At 61.5% G+C, this 17602-nt stretch carries 14 protein-coding genes and 2 pseudogenes; 6 read left to right on the top strand and 10 right to left on the bottom strand.

Annotation, left to right across the window (positions count from 1 at the left end; all coding sequences use genetic code 11):
* The first annotated feature begins 179 nt into the window (after positions 1–179).
* The 5 genes and pseudogenes from A9Z00_RS01995 (at position 180) to A9Z00_RS15870 (ending at position 4061) form a co-directional block, all read left to right on the top strand.
* Positions 180–911, top strand: a complete 732-nt coding sequence (locus A9Z00_RS01995) for a tetratricopeptide repeat protein (RefSeq protein WP_296974693.1) — start codon at positions 180–182, stop codon at positions 909–911.
* 27 nt (positions 912–938) lie between these two features.
* On the top strand, positions 939–1061 hold the full coding sequence (locus A9Z00_RS01990) for a hypothetical protein (protein WP_296973794.1): 123 nt from the start codon (positions 939–941) through the stop codon (positions 1059–1061).
* Positions 1062–1063: 2 nt separating this feature from the next.
* Positions 1064–1522 carry a RidA family protein gene (locus A9Z00_RS01985; protein WP_296973793.1) on the top strand — a complete coding sequence of 153 codons (459 nt, stop codon included), beginning with the start codon at positions 1064–1066 and terminating at the stop codon, positions 1520–1522.
* A gap of 97 nt (positions 1523–1619) precedes the next feature.
* Positions 1620–2291 carry a hypothetical protein gene (locus A9Z00_RS01980; protein WP_296973791.1) on the top strand — a complete coding sequence of 224 codons (672 nt, stop codon included), beginning with the start codon at positions 1620–1622 and terminating at the stop codon, positions 2289–2291.
* A 528-nt stretch (positions 2292–2819) separates the two neighbouring features.
* Positions 2820–4061 (top strand): annotated as a pseudogene (locus A9Z00_RS15870) (ISL3 family transposase).
* 35 nt (positions 4062–4096) lie between these two features.
* Here the strand turns inward: A9Z00_RS15870 and A9Z00_RS01965 are convergent.
* Entirely contained in the window at positions 4097–4711 is a 615-nt protein-coding gene (locus A9Z00_RS01965; protein WP_296973784.1) for a Type 1 glutamine amidotransferase-like domain-containing protein, read from the bottom strand.
* Positions 4712–4800: 89 nt separating this feature from the next.
* Between A9Z00_RS01965 and A9Z00_RS01960 the strand changes: the two genes are divergently transcribed.
* Positions 4801–5757, top strand: coding sequence for a stalk domain-containing protein (locus A9Z00_RS01960; RefSeq protein ID WP_296973782.1), 957 nt, complete (start codon positions 4801–4803; stop codon positions 5755–5757).
* Between the two features lie 120 nt (positions 5758–5877).
* Here A9Z00_RS01960 and nagB read toward each other — a convergent pair whose 3' ends face one another.
* From nagB to A9Z00_RS01910, 9 genes and pseudogenes are all read right to left on the bottom strand, one after another.
* Positions 5878–6621 carry a glucosamine-6-phosphate deaminase gene (gene nagB, locus A9Z00_RS01955; RefSeq protein ID WP_296973779.1) on the bottom strand — a complete coding sequence of 248 codons (744 nt, stop codon included), beginning with the start codon at positions 6619–6621 and terminating at the stop codon, positions 5878–5880.
* Positions 6618–7637 carry an ROK family protein gene (locus tag A9Z00_RS01950; protein ID WP_296973778.1) on the bottom strand — a complete coding sequence of 340 codons (1020 nt, stop codon included), beginning with the start codon at positions 7635–7637 and terminating at the stop codon, positions 6618–6620. The genes nagB and A9Z00_RS01950 overlap by 4 nt, the downstream gene beginning before the upstream one ends.
* Positions 7630–8811: an N-acetylglucosamine-6-phosphate deacetylase gene (gene nagA / locus A9Z00_RS01945; protein ID WP_296973777.1), complete on the bottom strand. Its 1182-nt coding sequence runs from the start codon at positions 8809–8811 to the stop codon at positions 7630–7632. Before nagA ends, A9Z00_RS01950 begins: the two co-directional genes overlap by 8 nt.
* A gap of 6 nt (positions 8812–8817) precedes the next feature.
* The gene (gene nagZ / locus A9Z00_RS01940; RefSeq protein ID WP_367188997.1) at positions 8818–10578 is read right to left on the bottom strand and encodes a beta-N-acetylhexosaminidase; all 1761 of its coding nucleotides are present in this window, start codon (positions 10576–10578) and stop codon (positions 8818–8820) included.
* Positions 10575–12260, bottom strand: coding sequence for a response regulator (locus A9Z00_RS01935; protein ID WP_296973774.1), 1686 nt, complete (start codon positions 12258–12260; stop codon positions 10575–10577). The genes nagZ and A9Z00_RS01935 overlap by 4 nt, the downstream gene beginning before the upstream one ends.
* Positions 12235–13049, bottom strand: a pseudogene (locus A9Z00_RS15760) (sensor histidine kinase); the annotation flags it as partial. The gene A9Z00_RS01935 and the pseudogene A9Z00_RS15760, both read right to left, overlap by 26 nt.
* A gap of 1033 nt (positions 13050–14082) precedes the next feature.
* Positions 14083–14907, bottom strand: coding sequence for a carbohydrate ABC transporter permease (locus A9Z00_RS01920; RefSeq protein ID WP_296973772.1), 825 nt, complete (start codon positions 14905–14907; stop codon positions 14083–14085).
* The gene (locus tag A9Z00_RS01915) at positions 14907–15791 is read right to left on the bottom strand and encodes a carbohydrate ABC transporter permease (protein WP_296973770.1); all 885 of its coding nucleotides are present in this window, start codon (positions 15789–15791) and stop codon (positions 14907–14909) included. Before A9Z00_RS01915 ends, A9Z00_RS01920 begins: the two co-directional genes overlap by 1 nt.
* Before the next feature lie 180 nt (positions 15792–15971).
* On the bottom strand, positions 15972–17372 hold the full coding sequence (locus A9Z00_RS01910) for an extracellular solute-binding protein (RefSeq protein ID WP_296973769.1): 1401 nt from the start codon (positions 17370–17372) through the stop codon (positions 15972–15974).
* Between the last annotated feature and the right edge of the window lie 230 nt (positions 17373–17602).

The raw sequence follows: 17602 nt of genomic DNA, 5'->3' as shown, positions 1-17602 counted from the left end.
AAGCCTGAAGGGCTTGTTCAAAATCGTGATCGCTGTATAATGGTTTGCCACCGCGAAGAACTACGCCATGTTCAGCGACGCGAACCGGGAATACCAGGTCGTGCTGGACTATATGAAGAAGCACGGGATCAAATAACTAAACGCGCACTGCACAAAGGGAGAAAACCGGCGTGAGCCAAATGGATACGCTTGGCATACATTCGCAGTTTGCCCGGGCGCAGCAGTTGATCCATTGGAGAAGGTACAAGGAAGCGCTGCAGGAACTGGAGCAGATTCTGCGCACGGAACCGGAAAATCCCGATGCAATGGCGTTGATCGCGAACGTCTGGCTGCTCCAGGACGAGTACGACAAGGCGCTGCACTGGGCCGCCATGGCGCTGCGGAACGAGCCGGACCATCCGCTCGCCTGGTATGTCCGGGTGGGCGCATTCTACGAAACCGGCAGGGACGAGGCATTCGACGAAGCCGTGGAACAGGCGCTGCGGATCGATCCCGAAGAGGCGCACTATTATTTCCTGAAGGCGAACCGCGAGAACAAGAGGGGAAAGTTTCGGGAAGCGCGGGCCCTGCTGGATGAAGCCCTGCGGCTTCGGCCGGACAGTCCGCTGTATCTCGCGATGGCGAGCTACACGGAGGCATTGGCGGGGCGGTTCGCCGAATCGGAAGAGCTGGAGCGCCGGGCGCTCCCCTCAAGCGTCGAGGAGCCGTACGCGCTGTTGTATCTGTCCTGGGCGGCCAGGACGCGCGGGCATTTCGACCGGCAGGAAGCGTACATGCGGAATGCGGTGCGGCTCAATCCGGAGGACAAGCAGATCCGGGACGAGTATCTCGAAGCGCTGCAGCACGCCAGCCGGCTGTACCGACTGTTCCTCTGGCCGGTCCATCAGCTGCGCCGGCTGAAACCCTGGTAAGTTCTCCTGATATGGATCGTCGCCTGGATGTTCCTGCGCGGCTTCGTGATCCTGTTCATTCTGTTGTACGCGCTCGCGCACTGGATTTCACGGGCGGTCGTGCAGGTCCGCGTGTTCGGTTGGAAATGGAGCAGAAAGCGGGGAGGATAGGAATGGTTCAAGGGAATGCGGAACAACGGCTGCGGGAGCTCGGGATCGTGCTGCCGCAGGCGAGCCATCCGGCTGCGAAATATGCGAATTACGTCATCGTGAACGGGCTGATGTTCGTCTCGGGCAAAGGGCCGACGAGCGGCGCGAAGGGAAAGCTGGGCGAGACGTACACGACCGGAGAGGGCTACCGTTACGCCCGCGAGACGGCGGTCGAAGTGCTCGCCGTGCTGAAGTCGGCGCTCGGCTCGCTGGACAAGGTGAAACGGGTTGTCAAGGTGCAGGGGTTCGTGAACGCGACGCCCGATTTCGAAGAGCATCACAAGGTGCTCGACGGCTTCTCCGATCTGATGTACGAAGTGTTCGGCGAGCGGGGAAGCCACGCGCGCTCGGTATTCGGCGCGGTCTCGGTGCGGGACAATCTGCCGATCATCGTGGACAGCATCTTCGAGGTGGAGGAGTAGTTGTACCGATTCGTGGTGGCGGTATATGGACCGCAGCTTCAATCCATAACATCTCCTTCGCCGATGGCGAATCGGGGTGAGGCGGGGAGTGGCGGGCATGAGACGAATGGCGAGGAAGTGCGGGTTTCTTTTCCCGCTGTCACTGGCAGTGTTGATCACGGCATGCGCTTCCGGTACGTCCCTACATGATGATGCGGAGAAGAAGCGGATCCTGGAAAACGTGGAGACCGTTCTGCGGAGTAAGCATGATCTTTTGCATTTTCATATCACCTATGCGCAATATGATGAAGCCATCCATGACATCGCAAGCGGGGAATACCGGGCAGCCCTGCGTGATGAAATCGTTTTCGGCTATAACGATGAATCGTACACCCGCGAAGACATGGCGGGCATGACGGTCGAGGAATACGAGCGGCACAAGGAATTCATGCTCCGGATGATGCGCCATGTGGGTCTGGACAAGGTCCGCACGGTCGTCAAAATCTCGGATGTGTATGAAGGAGACCGACCCGATCAAGCCGTTGTCTATGCGTTGGAAAGCAAAACCTTGCAAGACCGTCCGATGACCACGACCACCCTGAAATATTCGCTTGAAAAACGCGATGGCCAATGGCTGGTGACGAATGTGGAACGGGACAAGTTGACGCATGGCCCGGATGACACGGCCGAGGAAATCGAAGACGGTATCAAAGGGCTGCAATATCAACGGCATGGTGGCGAGGCTGTGCGTTATTCGACGGTTATCGAATTGGCAGGCGCGGAGGAATAGCGTGGCCCGCTTTTCTCCGCGATATAGACATTTGTACAAAATACGGATTTTGTGAAAAAGAGGTTCGGAAAAAGCGGGCTCCATCCAAGTCCGATCCATCCGCCGTGTTCGCATCTTCCGGTTTGCGTTCTTCTTTAACCGGGCGTTTATTGAGCATTTATGAGTGGTGATATTGCGCTACATAAAGGATTGACCGGGGTAATCCTGTTTGAAACAGGAAAGCGCCCGGACACTCGCATGCAAAAAGCATAGTCCGCCAGCCATTCCGAATGGCAACCTTTAGCCGGATCCGATCGCAAGATTGCGCGGCGGCGCTCCATGTCGGTTCATCCTCAAACATCCCCGACTCGATAAGTTCTTCCTTAGCGTTGTGTCCCATCATTCTTCTGCTTAATATTTAATCTCATTAAATATAAATATGGCTCTACACCAAACATAGTGCTTGACAACATGTAGAGCGAAAAATTGAAAAACATCTGTACATTCCATAAGATGGTTGTGCGACCAATCCAACTTGAGGAATGACAGATGCACAACCAGTATACTGATCTTTTCGTCAATTTACCAGAGGTAAATGTTCAACAGATTGTGGAAATTGACAAGCAGACGATCCATATTCAGATTGTTCCAAAGTCATGCAAGCAGGCTTGCCCCATTTGCCGTTCTGATCGTTCGGTCATCCGCAAAGGCAGCAACCAAACCCGAAAAATCCGGCATACGGACGCTTTCGGCAAAATCGTCTATATTTTGGCTCCGGCCATCCGTCTGTTCTGCAAGAATTGCCAAGCCGGTTTCGTTTGGAAGTACTCGTTTGTCCGTCCTGGCAGACGTTACAGTACCGCGTTCGAGCAACAGGCCATTCGCACCGCGTCGGTCTCCACCGTCAAGCAGAGTGCGGAGATCTATCATATCCCGGCCAGCACCCTGCAGACCAAACATCAACAATGGTTGTCGGTGGAAAGCGAGCGGCTTCGGCAATTAGCGTGAAACGATGCCCTGAGCAGCAGCCATCTCGTGCTGGGCATCGACGACTTTGCGATTCGAAAAGGTCATACCTACAATACCGGCATCCATGACCTCCGAGGCGAAACGTTGCTGGATATCTTGCCCGGACGCAAGCTGGACGAATTGCGGGAGTATGCTCGAAAACACCCGGAGTTTCTGGCGCTTCGTCCCAAGGCGGTGGTGATGGACCTGGCTCCCTATTACCATGCCTGGATTCAGGAATGTTTTCCGGGTGCCCTTCGAGTCGCGGACCGGTTTCACGTGATGCGTTACGTGATCGATGCCCTTCAGGCGGTCCGAAAAGACGTACAGGGTTCGCTGTCGGCCAGAGCCCGGGCAAACCTCAAAGCCAAACACCGGCTTCTGAACCCCCAGGCAGCATCGTTGCCTTCTGAAAAACAGCGGGAGTTACAAGAAATCCTCAGCTATGCGTCGCTTTTACAGCAGGTTTATGCCTGGAAAGAAGCGCTTGGAGAATGGTACGACGGTGCACCGGACGCCAAAGTGGCTGCCATCTGGTTTGACCGCTGGCTGGAACAAGGGGAACTTTTGCAGCATCCGGCAGTTGCCGCCTGCATCAAAACGATGCGACACTGGCGAACGGAGATCGTCCATTACCACTCCTGTCGCTGGACCAATGCGGCAGTTGAAGGAAGAAATAACCGAATGAAAGCCTATCAACGTCGGCATTACTTCACCCGGAACCGGGAGCGTTACGTACAAGGACTTCTGGTCGAATGTAACCGTGAACGATTTGGTACATAAAGTCAAGCACTAACTTTGGTATTGAGCCATAAATATTATCCCAAAATTTCCGCGATCCACCCGTCATCCTTCAATCGCGTTACCGTGCAGCCTTCCCGGGCTTCGAATTCCCTAAGCCGTTCTTCAATCGTCCGGTTCGCGGCATCCGGGAACAGATCTTCTCTGTCGTAATGCGGAAAAATCAGCTTCCCGGTCAGATTCAGCGCGGTGAAATCCCGGGTATCGAAAGCATCCATCTGCGGCGTGAAGAAATGCACGATTTTGATGTTCGGTCCCAGAATGACGGATCCGGCGCTGGCGCCCACAATGACGACATCCTGCGCGACCATTTCCCGCAGAACGCGGTCCGCTCCGCTCCTTTTCACATGATACAGCAACGTGAACGGATTGCCTCCGTTGAGGTAGATGACATCCTTCCGCCGCAGAATCTCCGGATCTTCAAACTCAAGATCAACGTATGCAACGTCCGCAAACCCCATTTCGCGAAAATCGATCGCGGCCTTTTGCGCGAACGGGTTTTGCTCCTTGAGCGGCGACGCGGTCGTGATGATGGCAACCCGGCAATCGGCCGGTGCACCGCCGACAAGTCGAAGGAACTGCGCCTTGATTTCATCCGTGAAAAATCCGTTGGATGTCATCAGCAGTTTCAAACCTTTGTCACTCCTTTCATTTTATTCATCCCGATTAGACAAAACGGGAACAAACACCTCTTTTTCGGCCATCGGAAGAAGACGCATGATTGGTTTACATAATTTTTATTATGTATTTTATAATGGTCATACGCCCGCCACGAAACACTTTGGAACGTTCTCTCGTCTTACCATATAAGGAAAGGAGTTGTGAAGCTGTGCTGATAAAAAGATTCATTTTGATGGCATGCGGCCTTCTCATGTTCCTGATCATCATGACGTCTTCTTCCCCCACCCTGGCGGCAGGAAACACGATATCTTCTCCCGTGCATCTGAAAATCAACGACTACTATGTTCTGTACACCTCCCCCGCTCCGCCGTTTATTGACGGGAACAACCGTTTGATGATTCCGCTCCGCGCCGTCGGCAACCTGTTGGGCGCCAGGGTCACGTATGAGCCGAAAACCAAAACCGCCGTTGTTGCATTCGGGGACGACACGCTTCGGCTTGCCGTCGGATCGTCGACGGCCTGGGTAAACGGCCAGGCGATCGAAATGGATACCGAGCCGGTGATGATCCGGCAATCGATGTTCATCCCCGCGAAAATCCTGATGGAGGCTTTTCATTTCGCCGGCGAGTGGGACCGCCGCCACCGCATCCTCACGTTGAGGGATGCCCGGTTTTTCAATGCGGCGATCGAAGATTTCAAAGACATGCAATTGAAGGTCGCTTCCGTTTCCGACCATGTATTTGTGCCTCGATCGTTCGAACTGCAATATGAAATATCGGACATCGAAGTGAACGGAGAGATGCTGTCCTGGCTGGATCAGCGGATGAACATCCGGATGATCAATACCGAAAACCGCGCAATTTCCGACGATGAAGCGGAGATTTGGGTGTTGACTTCCATTGCGGACGGCTATTCCACGCACAGCCGATTCCGTGAATCCGTCAAGGCGGGGGAATCGTTCGAAATCGCCTTCGACGGAAGCGGCGGCGGCTCCTGGAAAACCGACGACATCCAGTTTATTGCCCTCTTCTCGCGTCTGTTGCCGAACCCATCCTGATGTGGCCGCGGGCGAAACGGATGTCCATGAAAGTGCAGGGGAAGGCATATCCCGCCTTCCCCGCGCAAAACGGCAGATTTGAGTTTACATAATATTTTTTATGTGTTTATCTTGCAAACTTCACCCGGAAGCCGCCCGCTTGATCTTCGTCGCCGCTTCTTCATCCAGCATCACCACCAGATGCGGGTGAAGCTGCAGCAAGGACGCCGGGCATTCCGTCGTGAGCGGTCCGGTCAGCGCCCGGTGTACGATGTCCGCCTTGTCGGCCCCCTTCACGACCAGCAGGATGGTCCTGGCTTTGAGAATGCTGCCCAATCCCATGGTGATGGCCCTTGTCGGCACCTCTTCCGGCGTACGGAAGAATCGGGCGTTGGCCTTCCGCGTTTGCGGATGCAGGACGGCCACGTGCGTCCTGCTGTGCAGCACCCGTCCCGGTTCATTGAAACCGATATGCCCGTTGTGACCGAGACCGAGCAGCATGAGATCGATCCGGCCGGCGGTCTCGAGCAGCCGTTCATACCGTTCGCATTCGCGTTCAAGTTCCGGCGCGTTGCCGTCCGGAATGTGCGTTTGCTCCGGCGGAATGTCGATATGGCGGAACAGATGTTGTTCCATGTAAAAGCGATACGTTTCCGGATGACCCGGCGGCAGGCCGACATACTCGTCCAGATTGAACGTCGTGGCCCGCGCGAAACTGACCTCCCCCCGCCGGACCGCCGCCGCCAGCGCTTCGTAGATGCCGACCGGCGTTCCGCCGGTGGCCAGGCCGAGCACCGCGTCCGGTTTTTGTCGCAGAAGTTCGATGATCGTTTGCGCCGCCGCCTCGTGCAGTTGCTCTTGGTTCGCAAAGATGTTGAGCTTCAAACCGTATGTTCACCCCTTGCCTTGGCTGCGAGGGCGCTGCCGATCACGCCCGCTTCGTCCGTCCATCGGGCCGCGGTCACCTTCACCCTTTCGGCGTGCAGCGGATGAACCCGCTCCGCCAGCGCCCGCCGCACCGGGGACAGCAGCCGTTCGCCGGCGCGCGACACGCCGCCCCCGATCACGATGAGGTCCGTGCCGAGCAGCGCGACGCAGGCGGCAAGCGCGCTTCCGAGCGCGCGTCCGGTCCGCTCGAACACCTGGGCGGCCACCGCATCCCCGAGGTCCGCCGCTTTGGCCACGTCCTCCGCCGTCATGGATCGTTCCCCTTGGGGCCGTCCGGCTTCAGAGTGCTCGGGAAACCACTCGCCGAGCACGCTGGGCTTCCGACGCATCAGTTCTTTCGCCTGCCGCACGATCCCGCCCGCTGACACCAGCGTTTCCAGGCAGCCGTTCATCCCGCAGCCGCACGCGTATTCGTTCCCGGCCACCTTGACATGACCGATTTCTCCGGCCAGATCGCCGCCTGTGAGCAGCCGGCCGCGGTGCACGACGGCGCATGCCAGTCCGGTGCCCACGGTGACGACGAGCGCATGGTCATAACCCGCCGCCTCTCCGACCGCGGCTTCGCCGTAAGCGTACATCCGCACGTCGTTGTCCAGGATCACGGGAGCGCCCAGCAGCGCGCCGAGCCGGTCGGCGAGCGGATAGTCCCGCAGACGGAGATTGGCCGCGTGCCGAACCACGCCCCGCCGCGCGTCCAGAAAACCGGGAATGCCGACGCCGACCGCGCGAAGCGCCCCCGTCTCCGGCGCAGACATCCAACCCGCTTCCGCCGAACGGATCGTCAGCTCGCGCACCATTTCCGTGAGTTGCCGCACCAGCGCGTCGCCGTCGGACGTTTCCGTCCTTTTTTTGATCATGGCGAGCAGACGACCCTTCGCATCCACCAGGCCGGCTCCCGTGTTCGTCCCGCCGACGTCGATGCCGACAAACACGGTTTCCGCTTCGTCAACCATCCACGCGCACTCCTTTGACATACGTGCGGACCACCGTCAAATCCGGTCCCAGCACCACCAGGTCGGCGTCTTTTCCGACCTCGATCGATCCTTTTCGGTCGTCCGCGCCGATTTGCCTGGCGGGATTGATCGTCAGCGCGGGCAGCACCTCGGCCAGCGACAGTCCGGTGAACGCCACCGCCTGCTTGAGCGCCCGGTCCATCGTCAGGCAGCTGCCGGCCAAATTCCCGCTGCCTTGCAGCACCGCCTTTCCGTCCTTCACCGTCACGGGCAGGCCGCCCAACCGGTAGCCGTCGCCGTCCGGCATGCCGGCCGCCGCGATCGCGTCCGTCACCAGCGCGATCTTGTCGCGCCGTTTGACCGCGAACACGAGCTTGACCACATCCGGATGCACATGGAACCCGTCGCAGATGAGCTCCACCGTCAGTTCGTCGCGGATGAGCGCAGTACCCACGATGCCCGGCTCGCGATGGTGCAGCGGGTTCATGGCGTTGAACAGGTGGGTGACATGCGACGCCCCCGCCTCGATCGCCCGCCGCACCGTCTCCGCGTCGGCTTCGGAATGACCGATGGAAACCGTGACACCGCGGCTTGCGAGCGCGTTGATCCGGTGCAGCGCGTCGCCGCATTCCGGCGCCAGCGTCACCAGGCGCACCGCTCCCCGCCCCCGCGCCAGCAGTTCCTCCATTTCTTCCCAGTCGAACGGACGGATCAGCGCCGGGTTTTGCGCGCCGCATCGCCGCGGATTGAGGAACGGCCCTTCCAGATGAAGGCCGAGCACCTCCGCACCGCCGGCGGCGATCCCCCGCTCCATCGCGCGCACGACGCCGTCCACCGCGCGTCCGAGCTCGTCCCGCGATGCCGTCATCGTGGCGGCCAGAAAAGACGTCGTTCCGTGCAATGCATGAAACCGCGCGATCCGCCCGATGGCCCCGTCATCCTCCGCCGCGTCCATCACGTCGGCCCCGCCGCCGCCGTGCACGTGGACGTCGACGAAGCCGGGCACGAGCGAGAGCCCTTCGGCGTCCCACACCTCATCGGCGTCGCCCGGCGACCATTCCTCCTCCGGTCCGCAAATGCGCGCGATCCGTCCGCCGGCCACGTACACCGAACCGCCGGTCAACACCCGGTCCGGCAAATAGACGTCGGTGTTCCTGATCCACAAGCCTTTCAAGACGCTTCACCAGCTCGTTCCTTCTTGAATGCCCAAAATGCCATGCCCGAACGGATACCGCTCCGACAAGGTGACCGGCAGGCGGCCCCGGGCTTCCGTCGCCCCGACGAGCACTTCGGCCAGCGCCTCCATCATGCAGGGGGTGTTCTCGTAACAGGCCGCGTAGGCGTGAACCTCCGGAAAGGCGAGCAAATCGTACGGGTTGCGGAGCGCCGCCACCGTCACCCGTACCCCCTCGAGGGCCAGCAATTGGTTCACCAGTTCGGTTTGTCCCGCCGCGAAGGCAGCGTTGTACGTCCCGACCACCACCTGCAGGCACGCCCGGCCGCCTTCAGGTTCTCCGCGGATTGCGGCGCGTTCGCGAGCTTCTTCCAGCGCCCTGCCGATTTCCGCCAGCGTCCCGCGAACCTCCTCTTCGCCGGGAACGGCGCCGATCCGGAATTCCTTCACCTCGCCGAGATACGGCGCGAGCGCCCGGCCCAACGTCAGGTCCCGGGCCACGGCTTCATCGACATCCGTTCCCTGCCGCACCTCGGGCCAGACGACGCACGTCGGCACATCCCGCCGGAGCGGCAGCGCGCCGCGCTCGTTCCGTACGAGCGTTACGCTGTGCCGGCATACTTCCCGGGCGAGCGCCGCCGCTTCGCCGCCGAAATCGACCTCATCCGGCCCGGCCCCGAGGCCGGCGCGATCGCCCGGAGCGGGGCCGGCCGGAACCGCCGCCGACTGTCTGGCCTTCAGCCCCACGAGGCGCCGCACCGACTCGTCGATCCGCTCCTCGGGGATTTCCCCGGCGACGACCGCCTCGTACAACGCGTCGAGCGCGGCGATTTGCAGCGCCGGCGTATGGCTGACCAGCACGACGTCCGCGCCGGCCTTCACCGCCATCACCGCGCCCCGGGCGACGCCCACCGTATCGGCGATCGCCTTCATCTCCAGACAGTCCGTAAACACCACGCCGTCGTATCCCCATTCGTCCCGCAGCAGGCCGCGCAGGATGCGCGGCGACAACGTCGCCGGCAGACCGTCCGGTTCAAGCGCCGGAAACCGCACGTGCGCGGTCATGATCGCGTCCGCGCCGGCGGCGGCCGCCAGCCGGAACGGCAGCAGCTCCACGGCTTCCAGTCGCTTCCGGTCGTGCGGCACGGTCGGCAGCTCCCGGTGCGAATCGGCCACGGTATCGCCGTGACCCGGAAAATGCTTCGCGCAGGCAACCACCCCCGCCTCCCGGTATCCCCGGATGGCCGCGATGCCCAGTTCGGCCGCCAGTTCCGGGCGCTCGCCGAACGAGCGCACGCCGATGACCGGATTGGCCGGATTGTTGTTGACATCCAGGCAGGGCGCGAAATTCAGATTGACGCCCAGCCGCATGAGCTGCACGCCGGACGCATGGGCCGTCTCGCGCGCCCACTTCGCCGAGCGCGTCGCGCCGAGCGCCATGTGGCCCGGCATGACCGTCACGCCCCGGTCGAAACGCGCCACCATGCCGCCTTCCTGGTCTGCGGCGATCCACAGCGGCGCCTTCGTCGCCTCCGCGGCCAGTTCGCGCAGCTCGGCCGACAACCGGGCGACTTCGGCGGCGCTGCCCGCGTTCCGGCGGAAGCAGATCACCCCGCCGAGCTTGCGGTCACGGATCAGCGCCCGAATCCCGTCCGTCGGCGCCTTGCCGTCAAAGCCGGCCATCACCATTTGCCCGATTTTGTCGCGCAGGCTCCAGCCGGCCAGATCCACGCCTTCTCCCTTTTCCCGAATCCCCGCTCGGCTCAATTCGTCCCGCTCTCCTTCCGGTCATTCGTTTTTCGCCGTTCCCGCCAGGCCGACGGCAGTTCGCCGGTCACCTTGTGAAACACCTTGTTGAAATATCTCCGCTCGGCGTAACCGACCGAACGGCCGATGTCCGAAATGCTTCGATCCGTGAGGAGCAGGAGCGACTTGGCCAGCTCCACCCGCTCCGCCGTCACGTACTCCAGGAACGTGACGCCGAAACGCTGTTTGAACAGCAGGCTGAAATAGCTGGCGCTGATGCCGAGGTGCCCGGCCACTTCGTCGACGCCGAGATCCCGGGACAGGTTCCGGTCGATGTAATCCTTCGCGATGTGCATGAGCCGGTCGCCGGTCTTTTGGCGTTCCGACGTTTCCAGGCTCAGCTCCACGATGCGCCGCACGGCCGCAAGCATGTCGCTCACCCGGTCGGCCAGCTCCACGAGACGCCAGATTTCGTCCTCCTGTTCGGCGGTCAGCGCGCCCAGCGCCCGCATTTCGCGCAGCAGATAGAGCGCGATGAAATGAGCCGCCTTCTCGGCCCGGGCCAGCGACCGCCCCGACTCCGCCGTAAGGCGCGCCGCCAGCAGGCGCAGCGCCTCTTCGACGCGGTCGCGCTCCACCCGCTTCAGCGCGGCGACCAGCTGTCCGACCGGCCCCCACAGCTCCTCCCGGTTCGCCTCCTCTCCCGCCGTTTCTCCGTTCCAGAGCACCGAACGGTTCCGTCCCGCGGCCAGATGCACCGTGCGCTGCAGCGAGCGGAACACCCGGGACAGATCATGGATCGCAATTTCCTCCGGGTGGATGCCGACGGTGACGGGAAGTCCCGCATGAGCCCACACCGCTTCCTGCAGCAACTCCGCCCACCGCCCGGCGCGCTCGCGCAGCCCGTCCTCACGCCGCGCCGCAGGCTCGGACGATCCGGCGTCCCGCCTCGCCGCAGGCCCACCAGGCCCGACCTCCTCGCCCCCGACATTTCCGCGCGCGACCAGAATGCACCACTCGCCCTCACGCATCGGCAGCACGGCGTGCCTGAGCCCCTCCGCCGCCAGCGCATCCCGCAGCGCGTCGCGCGCCGCGACCAGCCACATCTTCCGCTCGCGCTCCCGGACGCCGCGGCACCGCTGCGCATAGTCGTCAATGTCGGCGAGCATCATCACAAAACGCCACCGCTCCGGCTCCTCCCCGTCGATCCAGCGCGGCGGCGGAGCGGGCACGCTATCCGTCAGCAGATCGTGCAGCATTTTCTCGTACGCCAGGCGCATCGCCTGGTCGAGCCGCGACTGCTCGCTGTCCCGGGCCTGTCTTCGCTCGCGGATCGCGCCCGCCAGCCGCCCGATGAGTGCGGTCAGCTCGTCGTAGCGGATCGGCTTCAGCACATAATCGCGCACCCCGTACGGAATGACCGAGCGGGCGTAGTTGAAATCCTGATACCCGGTGAGCATGACCACTTCCGCTTCTTCGTCCGTCTCGCGCAGCCGCCGCAAAAACTCGATCCCGTCCATGACCGGCATGCGGATGTCGCACAAAATGAGGTCCGGACGATGCCGCCGCGCGATGTCGAGCGCCTGCACGCCGTTCCGCGCCAGCCCGACGACTTCGATGTCCAGATCCGCCCACGGCAGCACCGTGTGCAGGTTTTGCAGAATCGGCTTTTCGTCGTCAACGAGCATGGCCTTCAGCTTCACGGGCAACCCCTCCCGCCGTCTTCGGAATGACGATTTTGATCACGGTGCCCCGCCCCGGCTCGCTGCAGATGAACAGGCCGTAGCGATCGCCGTAGCGAATGCGGATGCGGTCCGCCACGTTGCGGACGCCGAGCCCGCGCCGCTCGCCCGTCTCCGGTGCGTCGCCGTGCCAGGCCGACGGGTCGGGGACGGCTTCGATCGCGGCCAGCCGTTCCGGCGGAATGCCGATGCCGTTGTCCTCGACCCAGAACGCGATCCGTTCCCCTTCTTCGCGCGCGGTGACGCGGATGTGGCCCATGTACCCGATGCCTTCGAAGCCGTGCTGGATGCAGTTTTCGACCAGCGGCTGCAGCGTCAGCTTGGGCATGAGGCAGTTCATGAGCGCGGGCGGCACGTCGATGTCGAACTGGAACAGGTCGTCAAAACGATATTTCTGAATTTCCAGATAACTCAGCAGATGATCCAGTTCCTGCGCCACCGTGATTTCTTCCCGCTGCAGGATGCTGATGCGCAGCATGCTGCCGAGCCGCGTCACCATCCGCTGACCTTTTGCCCTTCGTTCTGCACGGCCAGCGCGTTGATCGACTCCAGCGCGTTGAACAGGAAATGCGGCTTGATCTGCGCCTGCAGCGCCTGCAGTTCGGCGCGCGTCTTGCGTTCCTGCTGCCGCTTCACTTCCTCGAGCAATTCCGCGAGGCGGTTGACCAGCCGGTTGAACCCGCGGGCCAGGAGCGACGTCTCGTCGTTGCCTTGCAGCGGCAGCCGGGCGGTCAAATCGCCCCGCTCCACCCGTCCCATGACCTGCACGGTTTGCACGATCGCCCGGGCGACCCGGTTGGCGAACAGCCGGATGAACAGCAGCGCCGACACGAGGCAGAGGAGCAGGATGGCCGCGACCCAGCGGGAGTACAGCAGCACTTCGCTGGACAGGGCGTGCCAGGAGGTGACGGACACGAGACGCCAGTTTTCGATCCCCAGACCGATGCTGGAGATGACGCTGTCTTGTCCGTCGAACCGGCTGCGCACGCTCCGGTACCCCTCGCCCGGCTCAAGCGGTCGTTCCGCGAGCTCGGACAGCTCTTTTCCGTTCAGGGCGCCGCCGCTGTCATACAGCACCAATCCGTTCCCGTTCACGATGAAAAACCGGGTGGCAAGCTGGTTTTGCCGGTAACGGAAATACCGGAACACCGACTCCAGTCCCGAATGTTTGATCTGCACCAGCAAAATGCCCTTGTTTTGGAGCGTGTCGATGTCCTTCACGACGCGGATCTGCGTGAACACCGGCTCCGAACCGGTCAGTTCCGGATATTCGTAGGGACCCACCCACAGCGGCAGGCCGTCCCGCTCGAGCACTTGCTTATGCAGCCGCGTCCCGACGAACCGCTCGTACGGCATGGCCTGGAACCGCTCTTTCGTAAAAATCCGGTATATCCGTCCGTCGTCGAGCGCGTACATCAGGGCGTAGCTGACCGAGGGGTGATAGACGAGCAGCTCCCGGAACTTTTGCTGCACCTCGTTCAGGTTGAGATAATCGATGTCCTCCACCTCTTCCCCGTACGCGTCGTTCAGCACATCCTGGATGGCGTCGCTGGCGATCGTGCTGTCGGTCACCTGGTTCATTTCCCTGAACACGAAGCCGACCGACTGGCTCAGCGCGCGCAGCGTCAGTTCCGTCTGGCGAGAATGCTTCTCCTCGATCAGATCGGTCACCAGCGTGTAGAGCGCGACGGCCAGCACGACGAGCGGAACGATGATCAGGACCAGAAACGCGCCGAACAGCTTGAACCTCAGCGACATCGCACCGGACTCCTTCGGACCCCGATTACCCCTTGACGCTGCCGACGGTCAGCCCTTCGATGATCTTCTCCTGCAGAAACGCGTACAGCACGAGCACCGGCGCCACGCTGAACACGATGCCGGTGCAGATCAGCGCGTAGTTCGTCTGGAAGGCGTCGCGGAATCCGACCATCCCGGTCGGCAGCGTGCGCAGCGCGTCCCTGCTGATGAAAAAGTTCGCGAGCAGATACTCGTTCCACGCGCCCAGAAAATTCACGATGAATACGGTGACCAGTGCCGGCAATGTAAGCGGTAAAACTATTTTGACAAAAAGCCCCGCCGAACTCAATCCGTCCATGATCGCCGCCTCTTCCAGTTCGCCCGGCAGCGACTTCATGAACGCCGACAGGAGCAGCACGCCGAGCGGCAGCGCGCCCGCCGTGTAAGGAAGAAACAGCGCCCAGTGGGTGTTCAGCACGCCCAGCTTCATGACGAGCAGATATTGCGCGATAAACAGCACGTTGCCCGGGATGAACATGCCGAGCAGCACCGTTTGATGGATCCACTTGCCGGCGCGCGGGAATCGCATCCGGACGATCGCGAACGCCGTGGCCGCGGCCAGCAGGGCGGAGGCAAGCGCGGACGTGAACGATAAATAGACGCTGTTGAAGAAATAGACGCCGATTTTGGCCTTGACCCAGGCTTCCGCGTAATTTTCAAAATGCCACGTCTTCGGAAGACCGAACGGATGGGTCGCGATCTCCACGTTGCTCCCTTTCAGCGAGGAAAACACGACGAACACGAACGGAAAGAGGACGGCGGCGACATACGCCAGCAGCACCGCGTGCGGCACGGCCCGTTTGAGCGGCATCAGAACTCGCCTCCCTGCATCCGCCGGCCGAACGTCATCTGGTAAAGCGACGTCAGGACGAGCGCGAAGGTGAAAATGATGAGCGCAATGGCCGTGCCGAACCCGTAGTTCGGATCGATGCCCATCGCTTCGTTCACCATGTACGACGCCATCACCTCCGTCGCGCCGACCGGTCCCCCCTTCGTCATGACCAGCACGATGTCGACGACGCGCATCCCGCCGGCGATCGACAGCATCACCACGACGGAGATGACCGGCAGAATGAGCGGAACCGTAATGTTGAGCGCCCGTTGCCAGCCGCTGGCGCCGTCCACGATCGCCGCCTCGTGAATCTCGCGCGGAATGGCCAGAATCGCCGCCAGCACGAGCACGATGTAAAAGCCCATCCACTGCCAGGCGTTCGTGATCAGCACGGCCGGCAGCGCCCACTTCGGTTCCGCCAGCCAATAGATCGGACCCGCGCCGAACAGCGCGAGCAGCCGGTTGAGCGGCCCGACCTCCGGTTCGTAGATGAACCCCCACAGAATGCCGATGACGGACGTGGACACGATGGAGGGCACGAACACGGTCGTCTTGTAGAAGCCCCTGAACCGCTTGACGGAAGCGATCAGAAGGGCGAACAGCACGATGAGCGGAATTTGCACGAACACCGAGAACCCGATGAAGATGAGGTTGTTGACGATCGCGCGGCGAAAGTCCGGGTCGCCGAAAGCGCGGGCGAAGTTGGACCAACCGACAAAGCGATAGTTTTCAAGGCCGTTCCAGTCGGTGAACGCATAGTAGGAAGACGACACCATCGGCCAGAGGAAAAACAGACCGTACAAGATCAGCGTCGGGGCGATGAACAGCGTATAGATCCACGGATTGCGCATCGGATGTTTCAAGCGGTTCCACCTCCAAGAACGGACGGCGCCGCCCGCGCCAGGTCGGGCGACGCCGCCGCAAGGCTGCAGGACCCGGCCCCGGCTCCCGGGCGTGCCCCGCGGCTTGAGCCGGCGTCGCCTGGTCCCGGCTCGGGCGCAGGCGACGCGTCCTGCCGGCAGCCCGGTTCCATACGCGTCCGCTTACGACTTCGCGTTGGCCTCCTGCTGGACTTTCTGCAGCGCTTCGGTCACCTGCTCGGCGGTCGCCTGGCCGGCGATCAGCTTCTGGATCTGCGCCTCTGATTCCTTGTACACCTCCGAGGGAACGGTGGAATCGAAGTGCGAGAACGCGCCGCCGGCTTGCCGCATCACTTCCATGATTTGCTTGACGAGCGGGTCCTCCACTTTGCCGAGCGCGTCCTCGGACAGCTTCATCGACGGCAGCACGCCGTCCTCCAGCAGTCCCCTGAGCTGCATTTCTTCGCTGTACATGTTTTTGATGAACGCCTTCACGGCGGTCCGTTCGCGTTCGTTCAAGTCGGCGGAGAACCCGTAGCCGTTGCTGTAGTTCCCGTTCACGAACGTCTGATCGCCTTTGCCGCCGGGCACGGGAGGCATCGGGAAAAATCCGACCTTGCCGGTGAGCTCGCCCGCCTGCTCGGGATCCCTGAACACGGACGAACGCCAGCTGCCGTCGAACATCATGCCCGCCTTGCCCGTCACGAACTGGTTCAGCATGTCGGCGTATTCGAGGCCGAGTTCGCCCTTCGTGAAGTACCCTTTCTTGACCCATTCTTCATACTTCGCGAACGCGGCCGTCACTTCCGGCGAATTCCACGCGTGCGTGCCGGCGGGGAACCCGTCGATCGCGTCGGGGCCGGCGTAGCGGCCGATCAGCGTATTGACCAGCATGAGCGGCACCCATGCTCCCTTCGATCCCATCGCGAACGGGGTGATCCCGTTCTGTTTGAGCGTCTCCGCGGCCGCCTCCAGCTCCTCCAGCGTCGTCGGCACCTTGATGTTGTATTTTTCGAACAGCGGCATGTTGTAGAAAAATCCTTCCGTACTGCCGCCGATCGGCAGGCCGTACACGTTGCCGTCCAGCGTGAACTGGCTCAGGTTGAGGAACTTGTCGGCGATGCCCAGCTCTTCGATGATCGGCGTCACGTCGAGCAGCCGGCCGGCTTTGGCGTATTTCAGCGCGTCGCCCGCGCCGCCGAACAGGTCGAAGATTTTCGGCGGATTGCCCGCGGCCATCTCGGCCGGCAGCTTCGTGAAGCGGTTGACCTGGTCCTCGACGCCGTCGAGCTCGAACTTCAGGCCGGGAACTTCCTCCTCCGTTTTCTTCACCACATCATCCAGAATCGCTTTCCGGAATTTTTGCGCCTCGCCGATCTGGATGTGCCGGAGCGAAACGGTGAACGGCTCGGCATCCTCCGACGGCTCCGACCCGGACGTCCCGCCGCCGTTCCCGCCGCCGGTCGAAGGGCCCGGCGAACCGCCGTTGGCGGCGTTTTCATTTTTGCCCGAACCGCATGCCGCAAGCGCCGCGGATAGGGTAACGATCAGGATCAGGATGGCGATTCCCAACCGTTTGTTCATCGTCAGACCTCCCGTCTTTGGTTCGTATCACAATTCCATTATAGAGAGAGGTCTCCGACCGGAAGGAGATGCACAATTCCATGATCACGGGGTAAATTTCTTGAGAAACCGCGGTTGGACCGGGAATGATTTCAAACAACGGGTCGGAAGAAAGTTTACATAATGTTTTTTATGTACATCATGACAGTTAACATCCTTTCCCGCCGATGGTACAATAGGACTTGTCAGCA

It is taken from the genome of Thermobacillus sp. ZCTH02-B1, from assembly GCF_002159085.1.
Taxonomy (GTDB): Bacteria; Bacillota; Bacilli; order Paenibacillales; family Paenibacillaceae; genus Thermobacillus.
The sequence above is the reverse complement of the archived record's forward strand: the minus strand, read 5'-3'. Positions and strand labels throughout refer to the sequence as shown.